An 18,248-nucleotide genomic window follows, 5' to 3' on the forward strand; every position below is an offset into this window, starting at 1 on the left:
TAAAGTATAATACTTAAGATATTTCATTGTTTTAAGTGAAAAGGGTTTTAATAAACCGAATAAATGCACCAAATATTTCAGGTATAAAAGTAACACCCAATTCTGTTTTTGCTTCTTTTGATGATTTTTTTCTACGCTTTTTATTTGATGTCATAATAACCCCCTCTTTGGCTATTTTGAAATTTTTTGTTTGAGATATGCACTATAATGACATGTAGTAGATACTATATACAAATCAAATATAGAGCGCTGATTTAAATGGTATCTAACGATAAATTACCGCGAATCATCTATTCGGAAAGGCTTTTGGTGTTTAATTAACAGTGCGGTTAACCAAGCAGTAATCGGTATACTGATTGCAACAGCAATCCCGCCTAAAAGGATAGAGATAAATTCTTGTGCAAAGATTTTGGAATTAATAATATGGCCAAATGAATAGTTAAGTTTGAAGAACCAAAAGAATAACGTGAGTTGGCCGCCGAAATAGGCAAGGTAAATCGTATTTGCTGAAGTAGCTAAAATTTCTCTCCCTACACGCATGCCAGATTGAAAGAGCTCTTTTTTTGTTAAATTGGGATTAGTTTCGCTTAATTCATACATGGGCGAACTGATAGTGATAGCCAAATCGATGACTGCTGCAATCACTGCAAGCACTATGGTAAAGACCATAAATTTTACCATATCAATCCCAATATTCATGGAAAAGACATATGTCTCATCTTGTTCTTCAGTTGTGAACCCTTGCAAATGCCCGATGGATACAGACAAATAAATACCGATAATCAAACATAAAGTGGTAAGGATTGTTGCATAAAATGCTGCTCTGGTCTTAATATTGTAGCTGTTTAAAACAAATAAGTTACATGCTGCAATCACAATACAAAATATCAGTGTTACTAGGTAAATAGGTGCCCCAAGCATAATGAGAACCACAGTGATTAATAATATAACAAAGTTTAAAAATAATGTTAAATAGGATATTACACCTTTTTTACCTCCAAAAATTACCATTAATATGAAAAGTAACAGCCCTAAGATCGTTATAACGCTCATGGATTAGCACCTCGCATTTTAAACCATAATTGCATTAATAAAATAGTAATCGGAATAGTTAATACAATACCGATACCGCCTGTAATTGCCCGGGAAATTTCTAATGACCAATTCATAGATATAGTGTAAGTGACTGTATTTTCATTTTTTAAATATATAAGAAACATCGGTAAACTACCTGATAAATATGAAAATAATAAGATGTTGGTCATTGTGCCCATAATATCTTGGCCAATATTGCGACCAGCTAACGCCCAACGCGTCATGCTTATATCGGGTGTTCTACGCAAAATTTCCGTCATCCCGCTAGCAATTGTAATAGCTACGTCCATTACGGCCCCGAGCGTTCCGATCATCACTGATGCAAGAAAAACTTCTTTAGGTGGTAAAGTTAAGAAACTCATCGTTTCAAATTTTAAACCTGCGCCGTCAGTTAAGTTAATGGCGAGCTGTGTAACGCCTACACAAACAAACGTGCCTAATAATGTGCTGACTACTGTGACTAGCGTGCGCCATCGCCATCCAGTTACTAACAACAAGGTAAATATGGTAGTTAAAACAACGCCAATACTCATCAGCATAAATAAATTTAAACTAGGAAATTTATTATGCAAATAGATAGCTAATAGCACTACAATAGTATTGAATACTAAAGAAAGGATTGATTGTAATCCAATCTTTCTACCAACAAGTAATACAGTTAATAAAAATATACCGGTCATCATCACAACTAGACTATCCCGCTTTTTTTCTGTGATGTATGCATCGTCTAAATGTTTATCGATGTGCAATAAGACTTTGTTATGTTTAGAGAACGCCTCGCTGTCAGCCTGTGAGGCTATGTAATGATGTGAAATTGTTGTCGTTTGACCTTTGAATTTTCCATTTAAAATTTTAAGCGTCAGTGTTTGGTTGTATTTTGTATCTTTATTATGATTATCATCTGTAATATTTGTAGTAGATTCGTTTTCTATTTTTGTAATTTGCCCAACAGGTGTATCGTAAAATGTCTCGTTGAAAAAGGTGAAAATAAATAAGCCTACAAACAAGATGAAAAATAACAATATAACCCAATCAAAAGGGCGTTTTAATAACGTTTTGACAGACATTGTTGTATCTCAGTCCTCTCTATTTAGACAATGCGATTATACGCTCCTTGAGATTTGAATTCAAAAATTTTATGGATATGATTAATGATAAGTTGCGCTTCTGCTTAATAATTTATCAATCATACCTAATAATAGTGGAAAATCATGTTTCTGATTATCTAATCGAAATACTTGGCAAATCGTTCTTTTTAATTCTGTATGCTCTAATGACACTTCCAACCATTTTTGCGGATTTTTCGTTAGTAGATGATAAGACGACGTTACTATAAATCCACGTTCTTTAGTTAAGATATATTGAGCTATTTGAGGGTGTGTGATTGTACGTATAGGTGATTTGATTGTCTTTGTTAAGATTTGCTTGATTCTTGGCGGCAATGGATATAATTCATAAATTGATTTATTAGAAAGCTGCACTAAAGGTGGATTAGTAGCTAATGTAATTGGGTCATTTTTAGGTACATAGATATGAAAATTTTCTTCGAATAAGGGACTAACTTTTAAGGCACGGTGCTGTTTGAGTTCCTCAGACATGTCAGTAAAAGCAATATCGATTTTGTCCGTGAGTAGGGCAGGTAAGATAGCTTCTTCTTCCATTAAAATAGGTTGGATTATAGCTTCACTTTCATTTTCAAAGGATTGCATTAATAAAGTGATTACCTGTGTAATATAACTTTCAACGTAACCAATGCGTATAATATAATGGTCCGTTTCAGATTGGTTATGGAACAAACGAACTGTGTTATCAAGTTGATCTATAATTTTTGTTGCTTCCGAAAATAATTGTTTACCTTCTTCAGTGATATGGATATTGCGCCCTTCTCTATTAAATAATGTGACTTGTAGCTCTTTTTCTAAAAGTGTGATTTGTCTGCTAATCGCAGATTGAGCGATATTTAATTCAAGCGCCGCATCAGATAAATGTTCTCTTTTCGCGACTTCTATAAAATACTTTAATTGTTTGATTTCCATATAACCAACTCCATCATTTCAATTACATTCTAATTATTAGAATAATATCATCTATTTTATATATTGAATAGATAAATGGATTACTTTATAGTGTACCTTACTTATTAAATATTCAGAATTTTCGTAAAAGGGGTGAGGGCCATGCTCGAATATGGTAAGCAATTAGGGCTATATGATAGCCGCGAAGAACATGATGCATGTGGTATAGGGTTTTATGCCAATATGGATAATCAGAGAAATCACGATATCGTTGAAAAATCATTGGAAATGTTACGTAGATTAGATCATCGCGGAGGTATTGGTTCAGATGGGATTACTGGTGACGGGGCCGGCATTATGACAGAAGTGCCATACGAGTACTTTGCAATGAAAGTGGATTTCGATTTACCAGATGAAGGTCAATATGCGGTGGGCATGTTTTTTACTAATGAGAAGATAGCTGGTTCTCAACATGAAGCACAATTTAATGCGCACTTTGAAGCGGAAGGTTTAAGTGTCCTTGGCTATAGAAATGTTCCTGTAGATACGAATGCAATTGCCTCACACGTTGTTGAAACAATGCCGCATATACAACAAGTATTCATTGCGCTAAACGATGCTGCACATATAGACAGAACATTATTTTTAGCGCGCAAACAAATTGAAAATTATGCTGATCAACAACGCTTGAATTTATATTTTACAAGTTTATCGCATAGAACAATTGTATATAAAGGATGGTTGCGCTCAGACCAAATTAAAACATTATATCAAGATTTAAACCATGATGCGTATGTTTCAAAGTTAGGACTTGTGCATTCGCGTTTTAGTACGAATACTTTTCCGAGTTGGAAACGTGCGCATCCTAACAGATTACTCATGCATAACGGTGAAATTAATACCATTAAAGGTAATGTGAATTGGATGAGAGCAAGACAAAACGATTTAATTGAAACAATCTTTGGTAATGATAAAGATAAAGTGAAAGAAGTACTTGATGAAGATGGTAGTGACTCCGCCATTGTAGATAATGCATTAGAATTTTTATCGTTAGCTATGGAACCTGAGAGAGCGGCAATGCTGATGATCCCGGAACCTTGGTTATACAATAAAACCAATGATACTAACGTGCGTTCATTTTATGAATTTTACAGTTATTTGATGGAACCATGGGACGGTCCTACAATGATTTCTTTTTGTAACGGAGATAAAATAGGAGCATTAACAGATAGAAATGGTTTAAGACCAGGTCGTTATACAATTACCAAGGACAATTATATCATCTTCTCATCTGAGGTTGGTGTGGTAGATGTACCAGAAGACAATGTTGCATTTAAAGGTCAATTGAACCCGGGAAAGTTGTTGCTGGTTGATTTTAAACAAAATAAAGTGGTTGAAAATAATGAATTAAAAGCACGCATTGCAGATGAACATCCATATGACAGTTGGCTACATCAATTTAAAGTAGATTTAGGTTTATCTAAAGTATCATATCAAAACTCTGAATGGAGCGATGAAAGTTTAGCACGTTTACAAAAACAGTTTGCTTATACAAAAGAAGAAATGGATAAATATCTGACAGAAATTGTTGAAAATAAGAAAGATCCGATAGGCGCAATGGGGTACGACGTGCCAATCGCTGCTCTAAACGAAAAAGACGAAACATTATTCAATTATTTCAAACAATTATTTGCACAAGTTACAAACCCTCCTATCGATGCGTATCGAGAGAAAATAGTTACGAGTGAATTATCTTATTTAGGGTGTGAAGGTAATTTGCTGAAGCCTAATGAAAACGCGTTAAATCGTATCCAATTAGCGCGTCCAGTTTTAACTGAAGCACAACTTGAAGTCATTGAACAAAGTAGGTTTAATGTGACGCATTTATCTACGGTTTACCAAAATGATTTAGAAACAGCATTGGATGTGTTGGGAGATAAAGCAATTCAAGCTGTTAAAGAAGGTAAAGAAATTATTGTGTTAGATGACAGTTATTTAGTTAATACAGATGAAGGTTATGCGATGCCGATACTGTTAGCGGTAAGTCACATTCATCAGTTACTAATTAGAGAAGGATTACGCATGCGTACGAGTATAGTAGCATTATCAGGTGAAACGAGAGAAGTGCATCATGTTGCTTGTTTGTTAGGATATGGTGCAAACGCAATTGTACCGTATTTAGCGCAACGTACAATTGAGCAGTTGGTCCAAAACAAACGTTTAAAAGGGGATATTTCTGAAAATGTTCAAACTTATACGGATACATTATCAGAAGGTGTCATCAAAGTTATGGCCAAGATGGGTATTTCGACTGTTCAAAGTTATCAAGGGGCGCAAATTTTTGAAGCAGTAGGTTTATCTTCTGAAGTTGTTGAAAAATATTTCACGGGCACACAAAGTAAACTTTCAGGTATATCTATAGATATGATAGATGAGGAAAATAAGTCAAGGCAAACACCTACAAGCCAATATATAGAATCAGGAAGTACATTCCAGTGGCGTAAACAAGGTCAACATCATACTTTTAATCCGACATCTATACATTTGTTGCAACATGCATGTCGTTTAAATGATTATGAAAAATTCAAATCATTTTCACGTGAAGTTAATCACAAACGTACCGATCACGTTCGTCACTTGATGGAATTTAAAAAGCAAGAAGCTATCGATATAAGTGAAGTCGAGCCTGCAAGCGCTATTGTTCAACGTTTTAATACAGGAGCAATGAGTTATGGTTCGATTTCGGAAGAGGCACACCAAACATTAGCTGAAGCGATGAATCAAATGGGTGGTAAAAGTAATAGCGGTGAAGGTGGAGAAAACCCGGAACGCTATATTATAGATGAAGAAGGACGTAATCGTTCTAGCGCAATCAAACAAGTTGCATCCGGTCGTTTTGGTGTGACGAGCGATTACTTACAACACGCTAAAGAAATTCAGATTAAAGTTGCGCAAGGCGCTAAACCAGGGGAAGGCGGACAATTACCAGGTGCTAAAGTATACCCATGGATTGCTGAAGTAAGGGGGTCAACGCCAGGTATTGGCTTAATATCACCACCGCCGCATCATGATATTTATTCAATTGAAGATTTAGCACAATTAATTCATGATTTAAAAAATGCAAATAAAGATGCCAATATCACAGTGAAACTTGTTTCAAAAACTGGCGTAGGCACAATTGCAGCAGGTGTTGCTAAAGCATACGCGGATAAGATTGTTATTAGTGGCTATGATGGCGGCACAGGCGCTTCACCAAAAACGAGTATTCAACATGCAGGCGTACCATGGGAAATTGGTCTGGCAGAAACGCATCAAACCTTAATGATGAACGGTCTTAGATCGAGGGTGACGGTAGAAACAGACGGGAAGTTACTCACAGGTAAAGACGTTGCTTACGCATGTGCATTAGGCGCAGAAGAATTTGGTTTTGCTACGGCGCCATTAGTGGTGCTTGGATGTATTATGATGCGCGTATGTCATAAAGATACTTGCCCTGTAGGCATTGCTACTCAGAACCAAGATTTAAGAGCTTTATTTAATGGCAGAGCAGATCACGTGGTCAATTTTATGCACTTTGTTGCTGAAGAATTACGAGAGATTTTAGCTGGACTTGGCTTGAAATCCGTAGATGAACTTGTAGGTAGAACGGATTTATTAGCACGTAAAAATAATCTGGCTAGCAGCCGCCCTAAAGCTGCATCGATGAACGTTGAAGCATTGCTATATCAACATAAAGGTGAAAGATTTAAAAAATTCGAACAAAATCACCATCTCGATGAAGGATTTGATTTAACAGCGTTGTACCCAGACGCGCGAACAGCGATTGAAAATGGTCAATCATTTATTGGTCAATACTTATTGAAAAATGAGCAACGTGATGTAGGTGTTATTACCGGTAGCGCCATTACAAGAGCCCATGGCAAAGAAGGATTGCCTGAAGATTCAATTTACGCTAAGACAGTGGGGCATGCAGGGCAAAGTTTGGGTGCATATACGCCGCATGGTTTAACCATTCATCACACAGGAGATGCTAATGATTACGTAGGTAAAGGTTTATCTGGTGGTAAAGTGATTGTTAAAGCACCAAACCAGCAACGTGAAGACGAAATTATCGTGGGTAATGTTTGCTTTTACGGTGCTTCACACGGCAAAACGTTTATAAATGGTAAAGCAGGCGAGCGTTTCTGTATTAGAAATAGTGGTGTACAGGCAGTTGTTGAAGGCATAGGTGACCATGGTCTTGAATACATGACTGGTGGCCGTGTCATCGTTCTTGGGGATGTAGGAAAAAACTTTGGACAAGGTATGAGTGGTGGCGTGAGTTATATTTTTCCATCTGACTTAGAAAAATTTAAATCAGAAAATCAACTTGATAGCTTGGATCTTGATTTCATTACTGTAGCAGAAGAATACGAAGTTTTGAAGTCTATGTTAGAAGGACATGTGCAATACACAAATAGCACAAAAGCGAAAAAAATCCTAGCTGACTTTGAGCATGTCGCAGATAAAGTCGTTAAAGTTATCCCTAAAGAATATAAACTAATGATGCAAAAAATCGACTTGCAAAAGCAAAACTCAGATGAACTTGATCAAGCTTTATTAAATGCTTTTAATGATAAGCGCACATATATAGAATCAGAGCAACAATTGACTGCTGTATATTAATACTAGAAGGGGGATTTATCATGGGTGAATTCAAAGGATTTATGAATTATGACAAACAACAACTGCAGGAGTTATCTTTGGTCGATCGTTTGAAGCATCACGGTGCGTTTCAACAAAGATTTACGAAAGACGAAGCGGCACAACAAGGCGCCCGTTGTATGGATTGCGGGACACCATTTTGCCAGACAGGGGAGCCTTTCGGCAGAGAAACAATTGGGTGTCCTATTGGCAATTACATTCCAGAATGGAATGACCTTGTCTATAGACAAGATTTCAAAACGGCCTACGAGCGGTTAAATGAAACGAACAATTTTCCGGAATTTACAGGGCGGGTCTGTCCAGCACCTTGTGAGCAATCTTGTGTCATGAAAATCAATCGTGAATCAGTTGCTATTAAAGGAATTGAAAGAACTATTATAGACGAAGCCTTTGAAAATGGTTGGGTAAAACCGACAACGCCAGAACATCGTAAAGATGAATCAGTTGCTATAGTGGGTAGTGGGCCAGCTGGTTTAACTGCTGCTGATGAATTAAATAAATTAGGGTATAACGTAACAGTGTATGAGCGCGCACATGAAGCTGGTGGCTTACTTATGTATGGTATACCTAATATGAAATTAGACAAAGATGTAGTGCGTCGTAGAATAAAAGTGATGGAAGAATCAGGTATCCAATTTGAAACAGATACAGAAATTGGCGTAGACATTAGTAAAGAAACACTTAATGAGGAATATGGTGCTATTATTTTATGTACCGGTTCGCAAAATGCGAGAGATTTACCTCTAGAAGGACGTATGGGGTTCGGTATTCACTTTGCAATGGATTATTTAACAGAACAAGCTCAATACTTAAACGATGAAATTAAGGAACCATCTATTTCTGCAGAAGGTAAAAATGTAATAGTCATCGGGGCTGGAGACACTGGGGCAGATTGTGTTGCTACGGCATTGAGAGAAAATTGTAAATCTATTGTTCAATTTAATAAGTATACAAAGCAACCTGAGGCAATAGAATTTGATGAAAACAGTTACTGGCCATTAGCAATGCCTGTATTTAAAATGGATTATGCACATAAAGAGTACGAGGCGCGTTTCGGATTTGAGCCACGTGCATATGGCGTACAAACAATGCGTTATGATGTTGATCGAATTGGAAATGTGACCGGCGTTTACACACAGATCCTTGAAGAAACAGATGAAGGCATGGTGGTTGTCGATGGTACAGAACGTCACTGGCCAGCAGATTTGGTATTGTTGTCCATAGGGTTTATTGGCACGGAAACTACAGTGCCACACGCTTTCAATATCCAAACTGAAAGAAATAAAATTATCGCAGATAACAAAAATTTCAAAACGAATCAATCAAATATTTTTGCGGCAGGTGATGCAAGACGAGGCCAAAGTCTTGTTGTTTGGGCAATCCAAGAGGGTAGAGCAGTTGCTAATGCGGTGGATGGATACCTAACGGAAAAAACGTTGGTGTAACATTTTAATTATAATTGACTTTTGCAATACACTATAATATTATAATTAATGTGTTTATTTGGAGGAATACCCAAGTTCGGCTGAAGGGATCGGTCTTGAAAACCGACAGGGGCTTAACGGCCCGCGGGGGTTCGAATCCCTCTTCCTCCGCCATTATCATTAAAAACCAAGACTAATTAATAGAGTAGACAAACATTCATATGTATATGAATTGTTTGTCTTTTTTGTTTTGAAATGGGTATTTTAACATAACTATAACTCCAATAGTTTAACTTGTAACTAATTTAATGTGGTTCGGTGCGTATCTATAAATGTTGAATTATAGTAGATAATGTATTGTTTGGCAGATTATATTGTTAAGCACAAATAAATAAAAGGTGGTTGATTTATACAAGGTCGTGAATGTAAATCAAATGCTATATTTGGTCTCGCTTCGGTCTTTTTTTATCTCTCTTTATGAAAGCCTTTGCAAAACTTGTATAGACAAGTTATAATCTGGATAACATAGAAAAATTAAGGGAGTGAATCATCATGGCTGTTAAAAAGAAAGATGTTCAAGATATCGTCGAAGCTATTGGGGGCAAAGAAAACTTGGACACAGCAACACACTGTGTAACGCGTTTACGACTTGTTTTAAAAGATGATGATAAAGTTGACAAAGATCGTTTGAATAATAACGATTTGGTTAAGGGTCAATTTAAAGCAGACAATCAATATCAAATTGTTATTGGACCAGGCACAGTAGATGAAGTTTACAAGCAGTTTATTGAAGAAACTGGGGCTGAAGCGTCCTCGAAAGATGACGCGAAAGCTGCAGCTGCCAAAAAGGGGAATCCAATTCAAAGATTGATTAAGTTATTGGGAGATATCTTTATTCCAATCTTGCCAGCTATTGTAACAGCTGGTTTGTTACTAGGGATTTATAATGTGTTAACGATGGAAGATTTATTTGGGAAACAACCACTCGTTGCACAATATCCACAATTAGGTGATATTGCGGATATTATTAATGTTATTGCGAATACTGCTTTTATCTTCTTGCCGGCATTAATTGGTTGGAGTAGTATGCGCGTATTTGGTGGTAGCCAAATACTTGGTTTAGTATTAGGGTTAATTTTAATGAACCCACAGTTGGCTTCACAATATGATATTGGTAAGGGTGATATTCCGGCTTGGCATATTTTTGGTTTAGAAATTAAACAATTGAATTACCAAGGCCAAGTATTACCAATTTTATTAGCGTCTTATGTATTAGCGCAAATTGAGAAATTCTTAAATAAATATGTGCATGATTCAATTAAAATGTTAGTTGTTGGGCCTGTGGCCTTATTAATTACTGGCTTCTTAGCATTTATCGTTATTGGGCCAATTGCATTATGGTTAGGAACAGGTATCACGAACGGAGTAACATTTGTCTTTGAACATGTAGGTTGGTTAGGCGGTGTAATATATGGCTTGTTCTATGCACCGTTAGTGATTACTGGATTGCACCATATGTTCTTGGCAGTTGACTTCCAATTGATGGGAAGCAGCCTTGAAGGCACATATTTATGGCCAATCTTAGCAATCTCTAACATTTGTCAGGGGTCAGCAGCGTTTGGTGCTTGGTATGTTTACAAAAAACGAAAAATGGCCAAAGAACAAGGTCTTGCAATGACTTCTGGCGTTTCAGGTTTCTTAGGTGTTACTGAGCCAGCATTATTCGGTGTCAACTTACCGTTGAAATATCCGTTTGTAGCAGCAATTTTAACTTCCAGCGTGATAGGCGCCATCATAGGTGCAAGCGGTGTTTTGGGTAAAGTAGGTGTAGGTGGTGTGCCAGCCATTATTTCAATTCAAAGCAATTATTGGCTTGTGTATGGTATTTGTACGATTATTGCTATGGTTGTGCCAGCAATTCTAACAGTCGTGTTCTCTAAATTTAGTAAAGAAGAAGCGAAAGAAATGGTGGAAGAATAAAGAAACTATATCGTTAAGGGTAACTAAGACGCTATGCATCGATAATCATCAATGATCTTTGTAGTAGAGGCTGAAATGAAAATGAGTTTATAACATCGTTTTATAGAGCGGCTTCTTGATTTATTAAATTAACTTTACTTATTTGTAAGTGTTGGCTTATGCCGTTCTTAAGAAGGCGGGTAATTCTTGCACAAACTTAATAATTTACGTTAGTGCTTGTCTTTTTATCAAGGCGAGGCAATAAAATCTTTAAAGAAACACAGATTGCTGTCTCGTCTATTGATTTTAAAAATATATTAAGAAAAGGTGGTAATTATGTGGTTGTAAATGATTGGAGAAAGTCGGTAGTTTATCAAATTTATCCCAAGTCATTCAATGACACTACTGGTAATGGTGAAGGCGATCTACGTGGTATAATTGAAAAATTAGATTATCTACAATATCTAGGTGTAGATTATATTTGGTTAACGCCCGTTTATGAATCACCTATGAATGATAATGGTTACGATATTAGCAATTATTATAAAATAAACGAACAGTTCGGTACGATTGATGATTTAGAAACTTTGATAGCTGAATCACATAAACGTGATTTGAAAGTAATGATGGATATTGTTATTAATCATACTTCTACAGAACATGAATGGTTTAAACAAGCTTATTCCGGCAAAGAAAATCCTTATAGAGATTATTACTTCTTTAGAAGGTCAGCAGATAATCAACCGCCTACCAATTGGGAATCTAAATTTGGTGGTAATGCTTGGGAATATGATGAGAAGACAGATGAATATTACTTGCATTTATATGATGTAACACAGGCAGATTTGAATTGGGATAACCCAGAAGTACGCCGAGCGCTTTATAAAGTGATTAATTATTGGATTGATTTTGGCGTGGATGGTTTTAGATTCGATGTTATCAATGTTATTTCTAAGGGTGAGTTTAAAAACTCATCAAAAATCGGTAAAGAATTTTACACGGATGGACCACGTGTACATGAATACTTGCATGAAATGAATCGACAAACATTTGGTGATAAAGATATGATGACAGTTGGAGAAATGTCTTCAACCACAATTGATAATTGTATTAAATATTCAAATCCTGAACGACAAGAATTAAGTAGTGTGTTTAACTTTCATCATTTAAAAGTGGATTATATAGATGGAGAAAAATGGACCAACGCGAAGTTAGATTTCCATCAATTAAAAAATATATTGATGGAGTGGCAGACAGGAATCTATAATGGTGGCGGATGGAATGCGATTTTTTGGTGTAACCATGACCAACCTCGTGTTGTAACAAGGTTTGGAGATGATTCGACGGAAGCGTTACGCAAAAGTAGTGCGAAAATGCTTGCTATAACGTTGCACATGTTACAAGGCACGCCATATATTTATCAGGGTGAAGAGATTGGTATGACAGACCCTCATTTCGATAGTATAGATCAGTATCGAGATATAGAAACGCTCAATGCTTATAAAAGATTGAAAAATGAAGGCTACGCAGAAGATGAAATATTAACGATTTTAGGACAAAAGTCCCGTGATAATTCAAGAACACCTGTACAATGGACAAGTGGTGAAAATGCTGGCTTTACTTCTGGCACACCATGGATAGATATCCCAGACAATTATGAAAATATTAATGTTGAAGCGGCTATCGAAGATGACCAATCTATTTTACAAACTTACAGAAAATTAATTCAATTACGACATGAACACGATATTATCACTTATGGCGATATTGAACCGCTTTATATGACACATGATAAATTGTTTGTTTATAAACGCCATTATAAAAATGAAACTTGGTTAATCATCGCTAATTTTTCAAAAAACAAAGTTGTGATACCTGAGGGTTTAGATGTTGAAGGAGAAATCGTTTTACAAAACGGTTCTATTGTCAATGGATTGATAGAAGGCTTTGGTGCGATAGTGGTCGCACAATAATTTAGATTAAAAGGCAGTGAGTGATATCACATGACAAAGAAAAAATTTATTTCAATATATGAAAATTTACGCGCTGACATCATAGAATCAAAATTGCCATATGGTGCTCAATTGCCCTCTGAAAATGAATTGGTAATAGATTATAGTGCCTCTCGTGAAACAGTTCGCAAAGCATTGAATTTACTCGTTAGAGACGGTATGATTCAGAAAATAAGAGGCAAAGGTTCTGTTGTTATTTATCAAGGTGTCACAGAGTTTCCGTTTGCTAATCTAACAAGTTTTAGAGAAGTGCAACGTGGGTTAGGGCTAAGCCACGAGACAGACGTTCGGTTACTGGAAAGTGTATCTGCTAGTGATTTTCCAGAGGTAAAAAAAGCATTGAATCTTCGCTCGAGTACAAAATTATGGCATATTATCCGGACAAGAAAACTTGATAACCGTGTGAAAATTATCGATGAAGATTATTTAGTGAAAGACATTGTGCCTGATATCACTTTAGATATCGCTAAAGATTCGCTATATCACTATATAGAGCAAATACTGAAATTAGAAATTAGCTACTCAAATAAATCGATTACTTTTGAATCATTTGGAAATTTAGAATACGAAGTATTTGGAGATGTAACACCCCCGTATACCGCCACAGTGAGAGGTATTGTGCATTTAAAGGATACATCGAAATTCCAATATAATATTTCTAAACATTTAGCAACTGAATTTAAGTTCAATGATTTTTCTAGACGTCATAAAATTTTATGATCAATGGTAAGGCTATGATATACATTAATAAAATAAGTTAAAATTAATGGATGGTATGACTTGCAATCAGCCGACACATTATAGTATGATATATCTTGCCGTGCTAGGTGGGGAGGTAGCGGTTCCCTGTACTCGAAATCCGCTTTACGCGAGACTGAATTCCTTCGCTAAGGCTACGTTTTTGTGAAGTCTGCCCAAAGCACGTAGTGTTTGAAGATTTCGGTCCTATGCAATATGAACCCATGAATCATGTCAGGTCCTGACGGAAGCAGCATTAAGTGGATTATCGTATGTGCCGTAGGGTTGCCGAGATTTAGCTGTCGACTTTGGTAACGTTTATGATACGTAGTCGAAGCGAAGGTGCCGGTTTTAAATTTTAAATTAATTCAATTAACTAATAAATAAGGAGTGACTTATCTTTTGATAGCAGTCACTCTTTTTTTATATTAAAATAATAATAATCCTTTGATGTGTATAATTGGAATTAGTTGAAACCTAATTTGAAAGTGTGCTGTCGAAGATTAAATTCAGTAATTTACGGGGGAGTGCTCATGCAAATTTATTTAAGTACTTTAACTGAAAATGATTATGATACAAGTTTAGACGAAATAAAAACTGCTTTTAGAAATGTCGCAGCCTCCAACCACGATGAGCAAGATTTAGTTCTGAAAATCAGGGAGTCAGCTGAATATAATTATGAATTGGAAGTTGTCGCGAAAACAGACGACGGTGATGTAATTGGCCATGCAATGCTCTCAGAAATAAAAATCATAAATGATGAAACGCGTTATACAGCTTTAGCTTTAGCGCCTTTAACTGTATTGCCAGAATACCAAAACAAGGGAATCGGTAAAGCGCTTGTGCAAGCTGTAGAAGAACGTGCTAAGGCACAAGAATATACTACTATTATTGTACTGGGGGATCCTAATTATTATGGGAAACTAGGTTATGAAGAAGCAAATAAATACGATATTGCTAGCCCGTTTGGCGTGCCTTCAGAGCATTTTATGGTTAAATTCCTATGGGATCAACTTGTAGAACGGCCTAATGGCGATGTAGTTTACCCAGAATCATTTAATTAATATTCAAAGTGTAAAACACAATGATATAATAGTTATTGAATGCTATTGGAGGTGCGAAAGTGAATTATCAAGCTTTATATAGAATGTTTCGGCCGCAAAGCTTTGAAGATGTAGTAGGTCAGGAACATGTAACTAAGACATTGCGTAATGCAATTTCAAAAGGTAAACAATCACATGCGTACATTTTTAGTGGGCCAAGAGGTACAGGTAAAACAAGTATTGCAAAAGTGTTCGCTAAAGCGATTAATTGCCTTGAACATACGGATGGCGAACCTTGTAATGAATGTGCTATTTGTACGGGGATTACACGTGGAACGAATTCAGACGTGATTGAAATAGATGCCGCTAGTAACAATGGTGTTGATGAAATAAGAAATATTAGAGACAAGGTAAAATATGCACCTAGCGAATCGAAATTTAAAGTATATATTATTGATGAAGTTCATATGTTAACCACAGGGGCCTTCAACGCTTTACTTAAAACATTGGAAGAACCACCAGCTCATGCAATATTTATACTTGCGACGACTGAACCACATAAAATACCTCCGACAATCATATCAAGAGCGCAAAGATTTGATTTTAAAGCAATTAGCCATGATGAAATTGTAGAACGATTAAAATTTGTAGCAGATTCCCAAACAATAGAATATGATGTATCAGCATTAGATTTTATTGCTAAAGCTTCTGAAGGCGGTATGCGGGATGCGCTAAGTATCATGGACCAAGCTATTGCTTTTGGTGATGAACACCTTACATTGCAAGATGCTTTGAATGTAACAGGAAGTGTGGATGCGAGCGCACTAAATGACTTACTTAAAGAGGTAGTTGAAGGAGATGTAAAAAGCGCCTTCTCAACCTATCATCAATTTATCTCACAAGGTAAAGAAGTAAACCGTCTTATTAATGACATGATTTATTTTGTGAGAGATACAATTATGAATAAGACATCTAACATAGAAACTGAACACGATGCGTTGATGCATTTTGATTTAGACACACTTTACAAAATGATTGATGTTATTAATGATACACTTGTTTCAATTAGATTTAGTGTGAATCAAAGTGTGCATTTTGAAGTCCTATTAGTGAAATTAGCTGAGATGATTAAAGATAAATCGGAAAATGTTCAAACTATTGCTACTACAAGTGTGGCTAGTGAACCTAATAACGAAGTATTATTACAACGTATGGAACAACTAGAAAATGAGCTGAAAACATTAAAAAACCAAGGTGTATCAGTTAATAATGTTAAATCGCAATCTAAAAGAACAGCTAGCAAAGGGACTCAATCGAAGAATGCTTTTTCAATGCAACAAATTGCGAAAGTGCTAGATAAAGCCAATAAAGAAGATATCAAACAACTAAAAGATCATTGGCAAGAAGTTATAGATCATGCTAAAAGTAATGATATGAAGTCATTAGTTAGCTTACTTCAAAGTTCAGAACCAGTAGCAGCAAGTGAAACACATGTGTTGATTAAATTCGAGGAAGAAATACATTGTGAAATTGTAAATAAAGATGATGAAAAGCGTGAGAATATAGAAAATGTTGTTTGTAATATCATTGAGAAAACAGTGAAAGTCGTCGGTGTGCCTGCTGACCAATGGATGAGAGTGAGAACGGAATACCTTCAGAATCGTAAACAGGGTACGAGCGAAGAACATAATGCTTCAACCACAACCCAGTCAGATGAGGAAGCCGACGTAGTCCAAAAAGCTAAAGACCTATTCGGTGAAAACACAGTGAACGTCATAGATGAAGAGTAAGACATGACAATGAATTAAAAGGCATGTATAATGAAACAAAAGATTAATTACAATCAGAGAGATTGAAGTTTTAAGGAGGATAAACATATGCGCGGTGGCGGAAATATGCAACAAATGATGAAACAAATGCAAAAAATGCAAAAGAAAATGGGTGAAGAGCAAGAAAAGTTAAAAGAAGAGAAAGTACAAGGTACAGCAGGTGGCGGTATGGTGACTGTAACGGTATCTGGCCACAAAGAAGTGCTTGATGTAGAAATTAAAGAAGAAGCAGTTGATCCAGACGATATCGAAATGTTACAAGATTTAGTGATCGCTGCTACAAATGAAGCGATGAACAAAGCTGATGAACTTACACAAGAACGTTTAGGTAAGCATACACAAGGCTTAAATATTCCTGGTATGTGATAGTATGCATTATCCAGAACCAATATCCAAACTTATCGACAGTTTCATGAAACTGCCAGGCATTGGGCCCAAGACAGCTCAACGTCTGGCGTTTCATGTATTAGATATGAAAGAAGACGATGTCGTACAATTTGCTAAAGCCTTAGTGGATGTAAAACGAGAACTTACCTATTGTAATGAATGTGGCCACATAACAGAACAAGATCCATGTTATATCTGTCAAGATAAACAGCGCGATCGTTCCATTATTTGTGTAGTAGAAGATGATAAAGATGTTATCGCTATGGAAAAAATGCGTGAATATAAAGGTCTATATCATGTCTTACATGGTTCGATATCTCCAATGGATGGTATAGGACCAGAAGATATCAATATTCCAAGTTTGATCAATCGCTTGAAAAATGATGAAGTAAAAGAATTAATTTTAGCGATGAATCCTAACTTAGAAGGTGAATCAACTGCGATGTATATATCGAGATTAGTTAAACCGATAGGTATTACTGTAACTAGGTTAGCCCAAGGACTTTCTGTCGGTGGGGATTTAGAGTACGCTGATGAAGTAACATTATCTAAAGCGATTATGGGCAGAACAGAGATGTAACAAAAATTAACTGTATATTTAGAGTAAAGTAAAACCGCTTTTTTAAAGTGGTTTTATTTTTTTTAAAAGAAAATTAAAAAAACGTAAAAAAGAGTAAAGTTTGGTTTATAGAATTTAAAACTGATTGTTTTAATAAATGAAACGACAAAAATTATATTATAACGAACGATATATATCATTTGCTATTGAAAGTATGTTTATTTTTGTGAACTTCCTTGTGACTGGGAGGGAAAGTGTAAATTTTACTGTTGTTTAAAGTGCATTAAGCGTGTATAGTATTTACTTGTCGGACGAAACAAAACGACAAACACAAAACAACAACTTAAAGACAAGTTGAAAATTAATTTTAAAAAGTGATTGACTTTCTAAGTTAAAATCTGTAGAATTAATTCTTGTGATTGAAACAAACGAAACAATGAACATTGAAAACTGAATTGCAATATGTCAACGTTAATTCCGAAT

At 35.9% G+C, this 18,248-nt stretch carries 13 protein-coding genes, 1 tRNA gene and 1 other RNA gene; 11 read left to right on the plus strand and 4 right to left on the minus strand.

Going from position 1 to position 18,248, the window contains the following annotated elements; translation table 11 throughout:
* Positions 1 to 31: 31 nt before the first annotated feature.
* The 4 genes from IEU88_RS13755 to gltC form a co-directional block, all read right to left on the minus strand.
* Complete coding sequence (locus IEU88_RS13755) at positions 32 to 154, minus strand: hypothetical protein (RefSeq protein WP_255312547.1); 123 nt, start codon at positions 152 to 154, stop codon at positions 32 to 34.
* A gap of 122 nt (positions 155 to 276) precedes the next feature.
* Entirely contained in the window at positions 277 to 1,053 is a 777-nt protein-coding gene (locus tag IEU88_RS07035) for a YibE/F family protein (RefSeq protein WP_096810986.1), read from the minus strand.
* The gene (locus IEU88_RS07040) at positions 1,050 to 2,162 is read right to left on the minus strand and encodes a YibE/F family protein (protein WP_096810985.1); all 1,113 of its coding nucleotides are present in this window, start codon (positions 2,160 to 2,162) and stop codon (positions 1,050 to 1,052) included. The genes IEU88_RS07035 and IEU88_RS07040 overlap by 4 nt, the downstream gene beginning before the upstream one ends.
* Before the next feature lie 81 nt (positions 2,163 to 2,243).
* Entirely contained in the window at positions 2,244 to 3,131 is an 888-nt protein-coding gene (gltC, locus tag IEU88_RS07045; RefSeq protein ID WP_096810984.1) for a glutamate biosynthesis transcriptional regulator GltC, read from the minus strand.
* Positions 3,132 to 3,272: 141 nt separating this feature from the next.
* On the opposite strand from gltC, the gene gltB reads away from it, so the two are divergent.
* The 11 genes from gltB to recR all read left to right on the plus strand — a co-directional run bounded on the left by gltB (position 3,273) and on the right by recR (position 17,786).
* The gene (gene gltB, locus IEU88_RS07050; RefSeq protein ID WP_103372592.1) at positions 3,273 to 7,775 is read left to right on the plus strand and encodes a glutamate synthase large subunit; all 4,503 of its coding nucleotides are present in this window, start codon (positions 3,273 to 3,275) and stop codon (positions 7,773 to 7,775) included.
* A 20-nt stretch (positions 7,776 to 7,795) separates the two neighbouring features.
* The gene (locus IEU88_RS07055) at positions 7,796 to 9,259 is read left to right on the plus strand and encodes a glutamate synthase subunit beta (protein ID WP_103372591.1); all 1,464 of its coding nucleotides are present in this window, start codon (positions 7,796 to 7,798) and stop codon (positions 9,257 to 9,259) included.
* Positions 9,260 to 9,319: 60 nt separating this feature from the next.
* Positions 9,320 to 9,412: transfer RNA gene (locus tag IEU88_RS07060), tRNA-Ser, on the plus strand.
* 378 nt (positions 9,413 to 9,790) lie between these two features.
* Positions 9,791 to 11,218, plus strand: coding sequence for a PTS system trehalose-specific EIIBC component (gene treP, locus IEU88_RS07065; RefSeq protein WP_096810981.1), 1,428 nt, complete (start codon positions 9,791 to 9,793; stop codon positions 11,216 to 11,218).
* 317 nt (positions 11,219 to 11,535) lie between these two features.
* The gene (gene treC / locus IEU88_RS07070) at positions 11,536 to 13,170 is read left to right on the plus strand and encodes an alpha,alpha-phosphotrehalase (RefSeq protein WP_103372590.1); all 1,635 of its coding nucleotides are present in this window, start codon (positions 11,536 to 11,538) and stop codon (positions 13,168 to 13,170) included.
* Between the two features lie 30 nt (positions 13,171 to 13,200).
* Positions 13,201 to 13,929: a trehalose operon repressor gene (gene treR, locus IEU88_RS07075; protein ID WP_096810979.1), complete on the plus strand. Its 729-nt coding sequence runs from the start codon at positions 13,201 to 13,203 to the stop codon at positions 13,927 to 13,929.
* A 98-nt stretch (positions 13,930 to 14,027) separates the two neighbouring features.
* Positions 14,028 to 14,296: signal recognition particle sRNA large type (gene ffs, locus IEU88_RS07080), an RNA gene on the plus strand.
* Between the two features lie 184 nt (positions 14,297 to 14,480).
* Positions 14,481 to 15,011, plus strand: a complete 531-nt coding sequence (locus IEU88_RS07085) for a GNAT family N-acetyltransferase (RefSeq protein ID WP_103372589.1) — start codon at positions 14,481 to 14,483, stop codon at positions 15,009 to 15,011.
* 59 nt (positions 15,012 to 15,070) lie between these two features.
* Positions 15,071 to 16,780, plus strand: coding sequence for a DNA polymerase III subunit gamma/tau (dnaX, locus tag IEU88_RS07090; RefSeq protein ID WP_096810977.1), 1,710 nt, complete (start codon positions 15,071 to 15,073; stop codon positions 16,778 to 16,780).
* Between the two features lie 87 nt (positions 16,781 to 16,867).
* Positions 16,868 to 17,185 carry a YbaB/EbfC family nucleoid-associated protein gene (locus IEU88_RS07095; RefSeq protein WP_002484224.1) on the plus strand — a complete coding sequence of 106 codons (318 nt, stop codon included), beginning with the start codon at positions 16,868 to 16,870 and terminating at the stop codon, positions 17,183 to 17,185.
* A 4-nt stretch (positions 17,186 to 17,189) separates the two neighbouring features.
* Positions 17,190 to 17,786, plus strand: coding sequence for a recombination mediator RecR (recR, locus tag IEU88_RS07100; RefSeq protein WP_096810976.1), 597 nt, complete (start codon positions 17,190 to 17,192; stop codon positions 17,784 to 17,786).
* The last annotated feature ends 462 nt before the right edge of the window (positions 17,787 to 18,248 follow it).

Source organism: Staphylococcus nepalensis, assembly GCF_014635045.1.
GTDB classification, from domain to species: Bacteria; Bacillota; Bacilli; order Staphylococcales; family Staphylococcaceae; genus Staphylococcus; species Staphylococcus nepalensis.

Bases quoted from the DNA above. Each gene is read 5' to 3' on its own strand.
- IEU88_RS07095 (WP_002484224.1), top strand. From the start codon at position 16,868: ATGCGCGGTGGCGGAAATATGCAACAAATGATGAAACAAATGCAAAAA.
- IEU88_RS07085 (WP_103372589.1), top strand. From the start codon at position 14,481: ATGCAAATTTATTTAAGTACTTTAACTGAAAATGATTATGATACAAGT.
- IEU88_RS07040 (WP_096810985.1), bottom strand. From the start codon at position 2,162: ATGTCTGTCAAAACGTTATTAAAACGCCCTTTTGATTGGGTTATATTG.
- IEU88_RS07035 (WP_096810986.1), bottom strand. From the start codon at position 1,053: ATGAGCGTTATAACGATCTTAGGGCTGTTACTTTTCATATTAATGGTA.
- gltC (WP_096810984.1), bottom strand. From the start codon at position 3,131: ATGGAAATCAAACAATTAAAGTATTTTATAGAAGTCGCGAAAAGAGAA.
- treR (WP_096810979.1), top strand. From the start codon at position 13,201: ATGACAAAGAAAAAATTTATTTCAATATATGAAAATTTACGCGCTGAC.
- recR (WP_096810976.1), top strand. From the start codon at position 17,190: ATGCATTATCCAGAACCAATATCCAAACTTATCGACAGTTTCATGAAA.
- IEU88_RS13755 (WP_255312547.1), bottom strand. From the start codon at position 154: ATGACATCAAATAAAAAGCGTAGAAAAAAATCATCAAAAGAAGCAAAA.
- gltB (WP_103372592.1), top strand. From the start codon at position 3,273: ATGCTCGAATATGGTAAGCAATTAGGGCTATATGATAGCCGCGAAGAA.
- treP (WP_096810981.1), top strand. From the start codon at position 9,791: ATGGCTGTTAAAAAGAAAGATGTTCAAGATATCGTCGAAGCTATTGGG.
- IEU88_RS07055 (WP_103372591.1), top strand. From the start codon at position 7,796: ATGGGTGAATTCAAAGGATTTATGAATTATGACAAACAACAACTGCAG.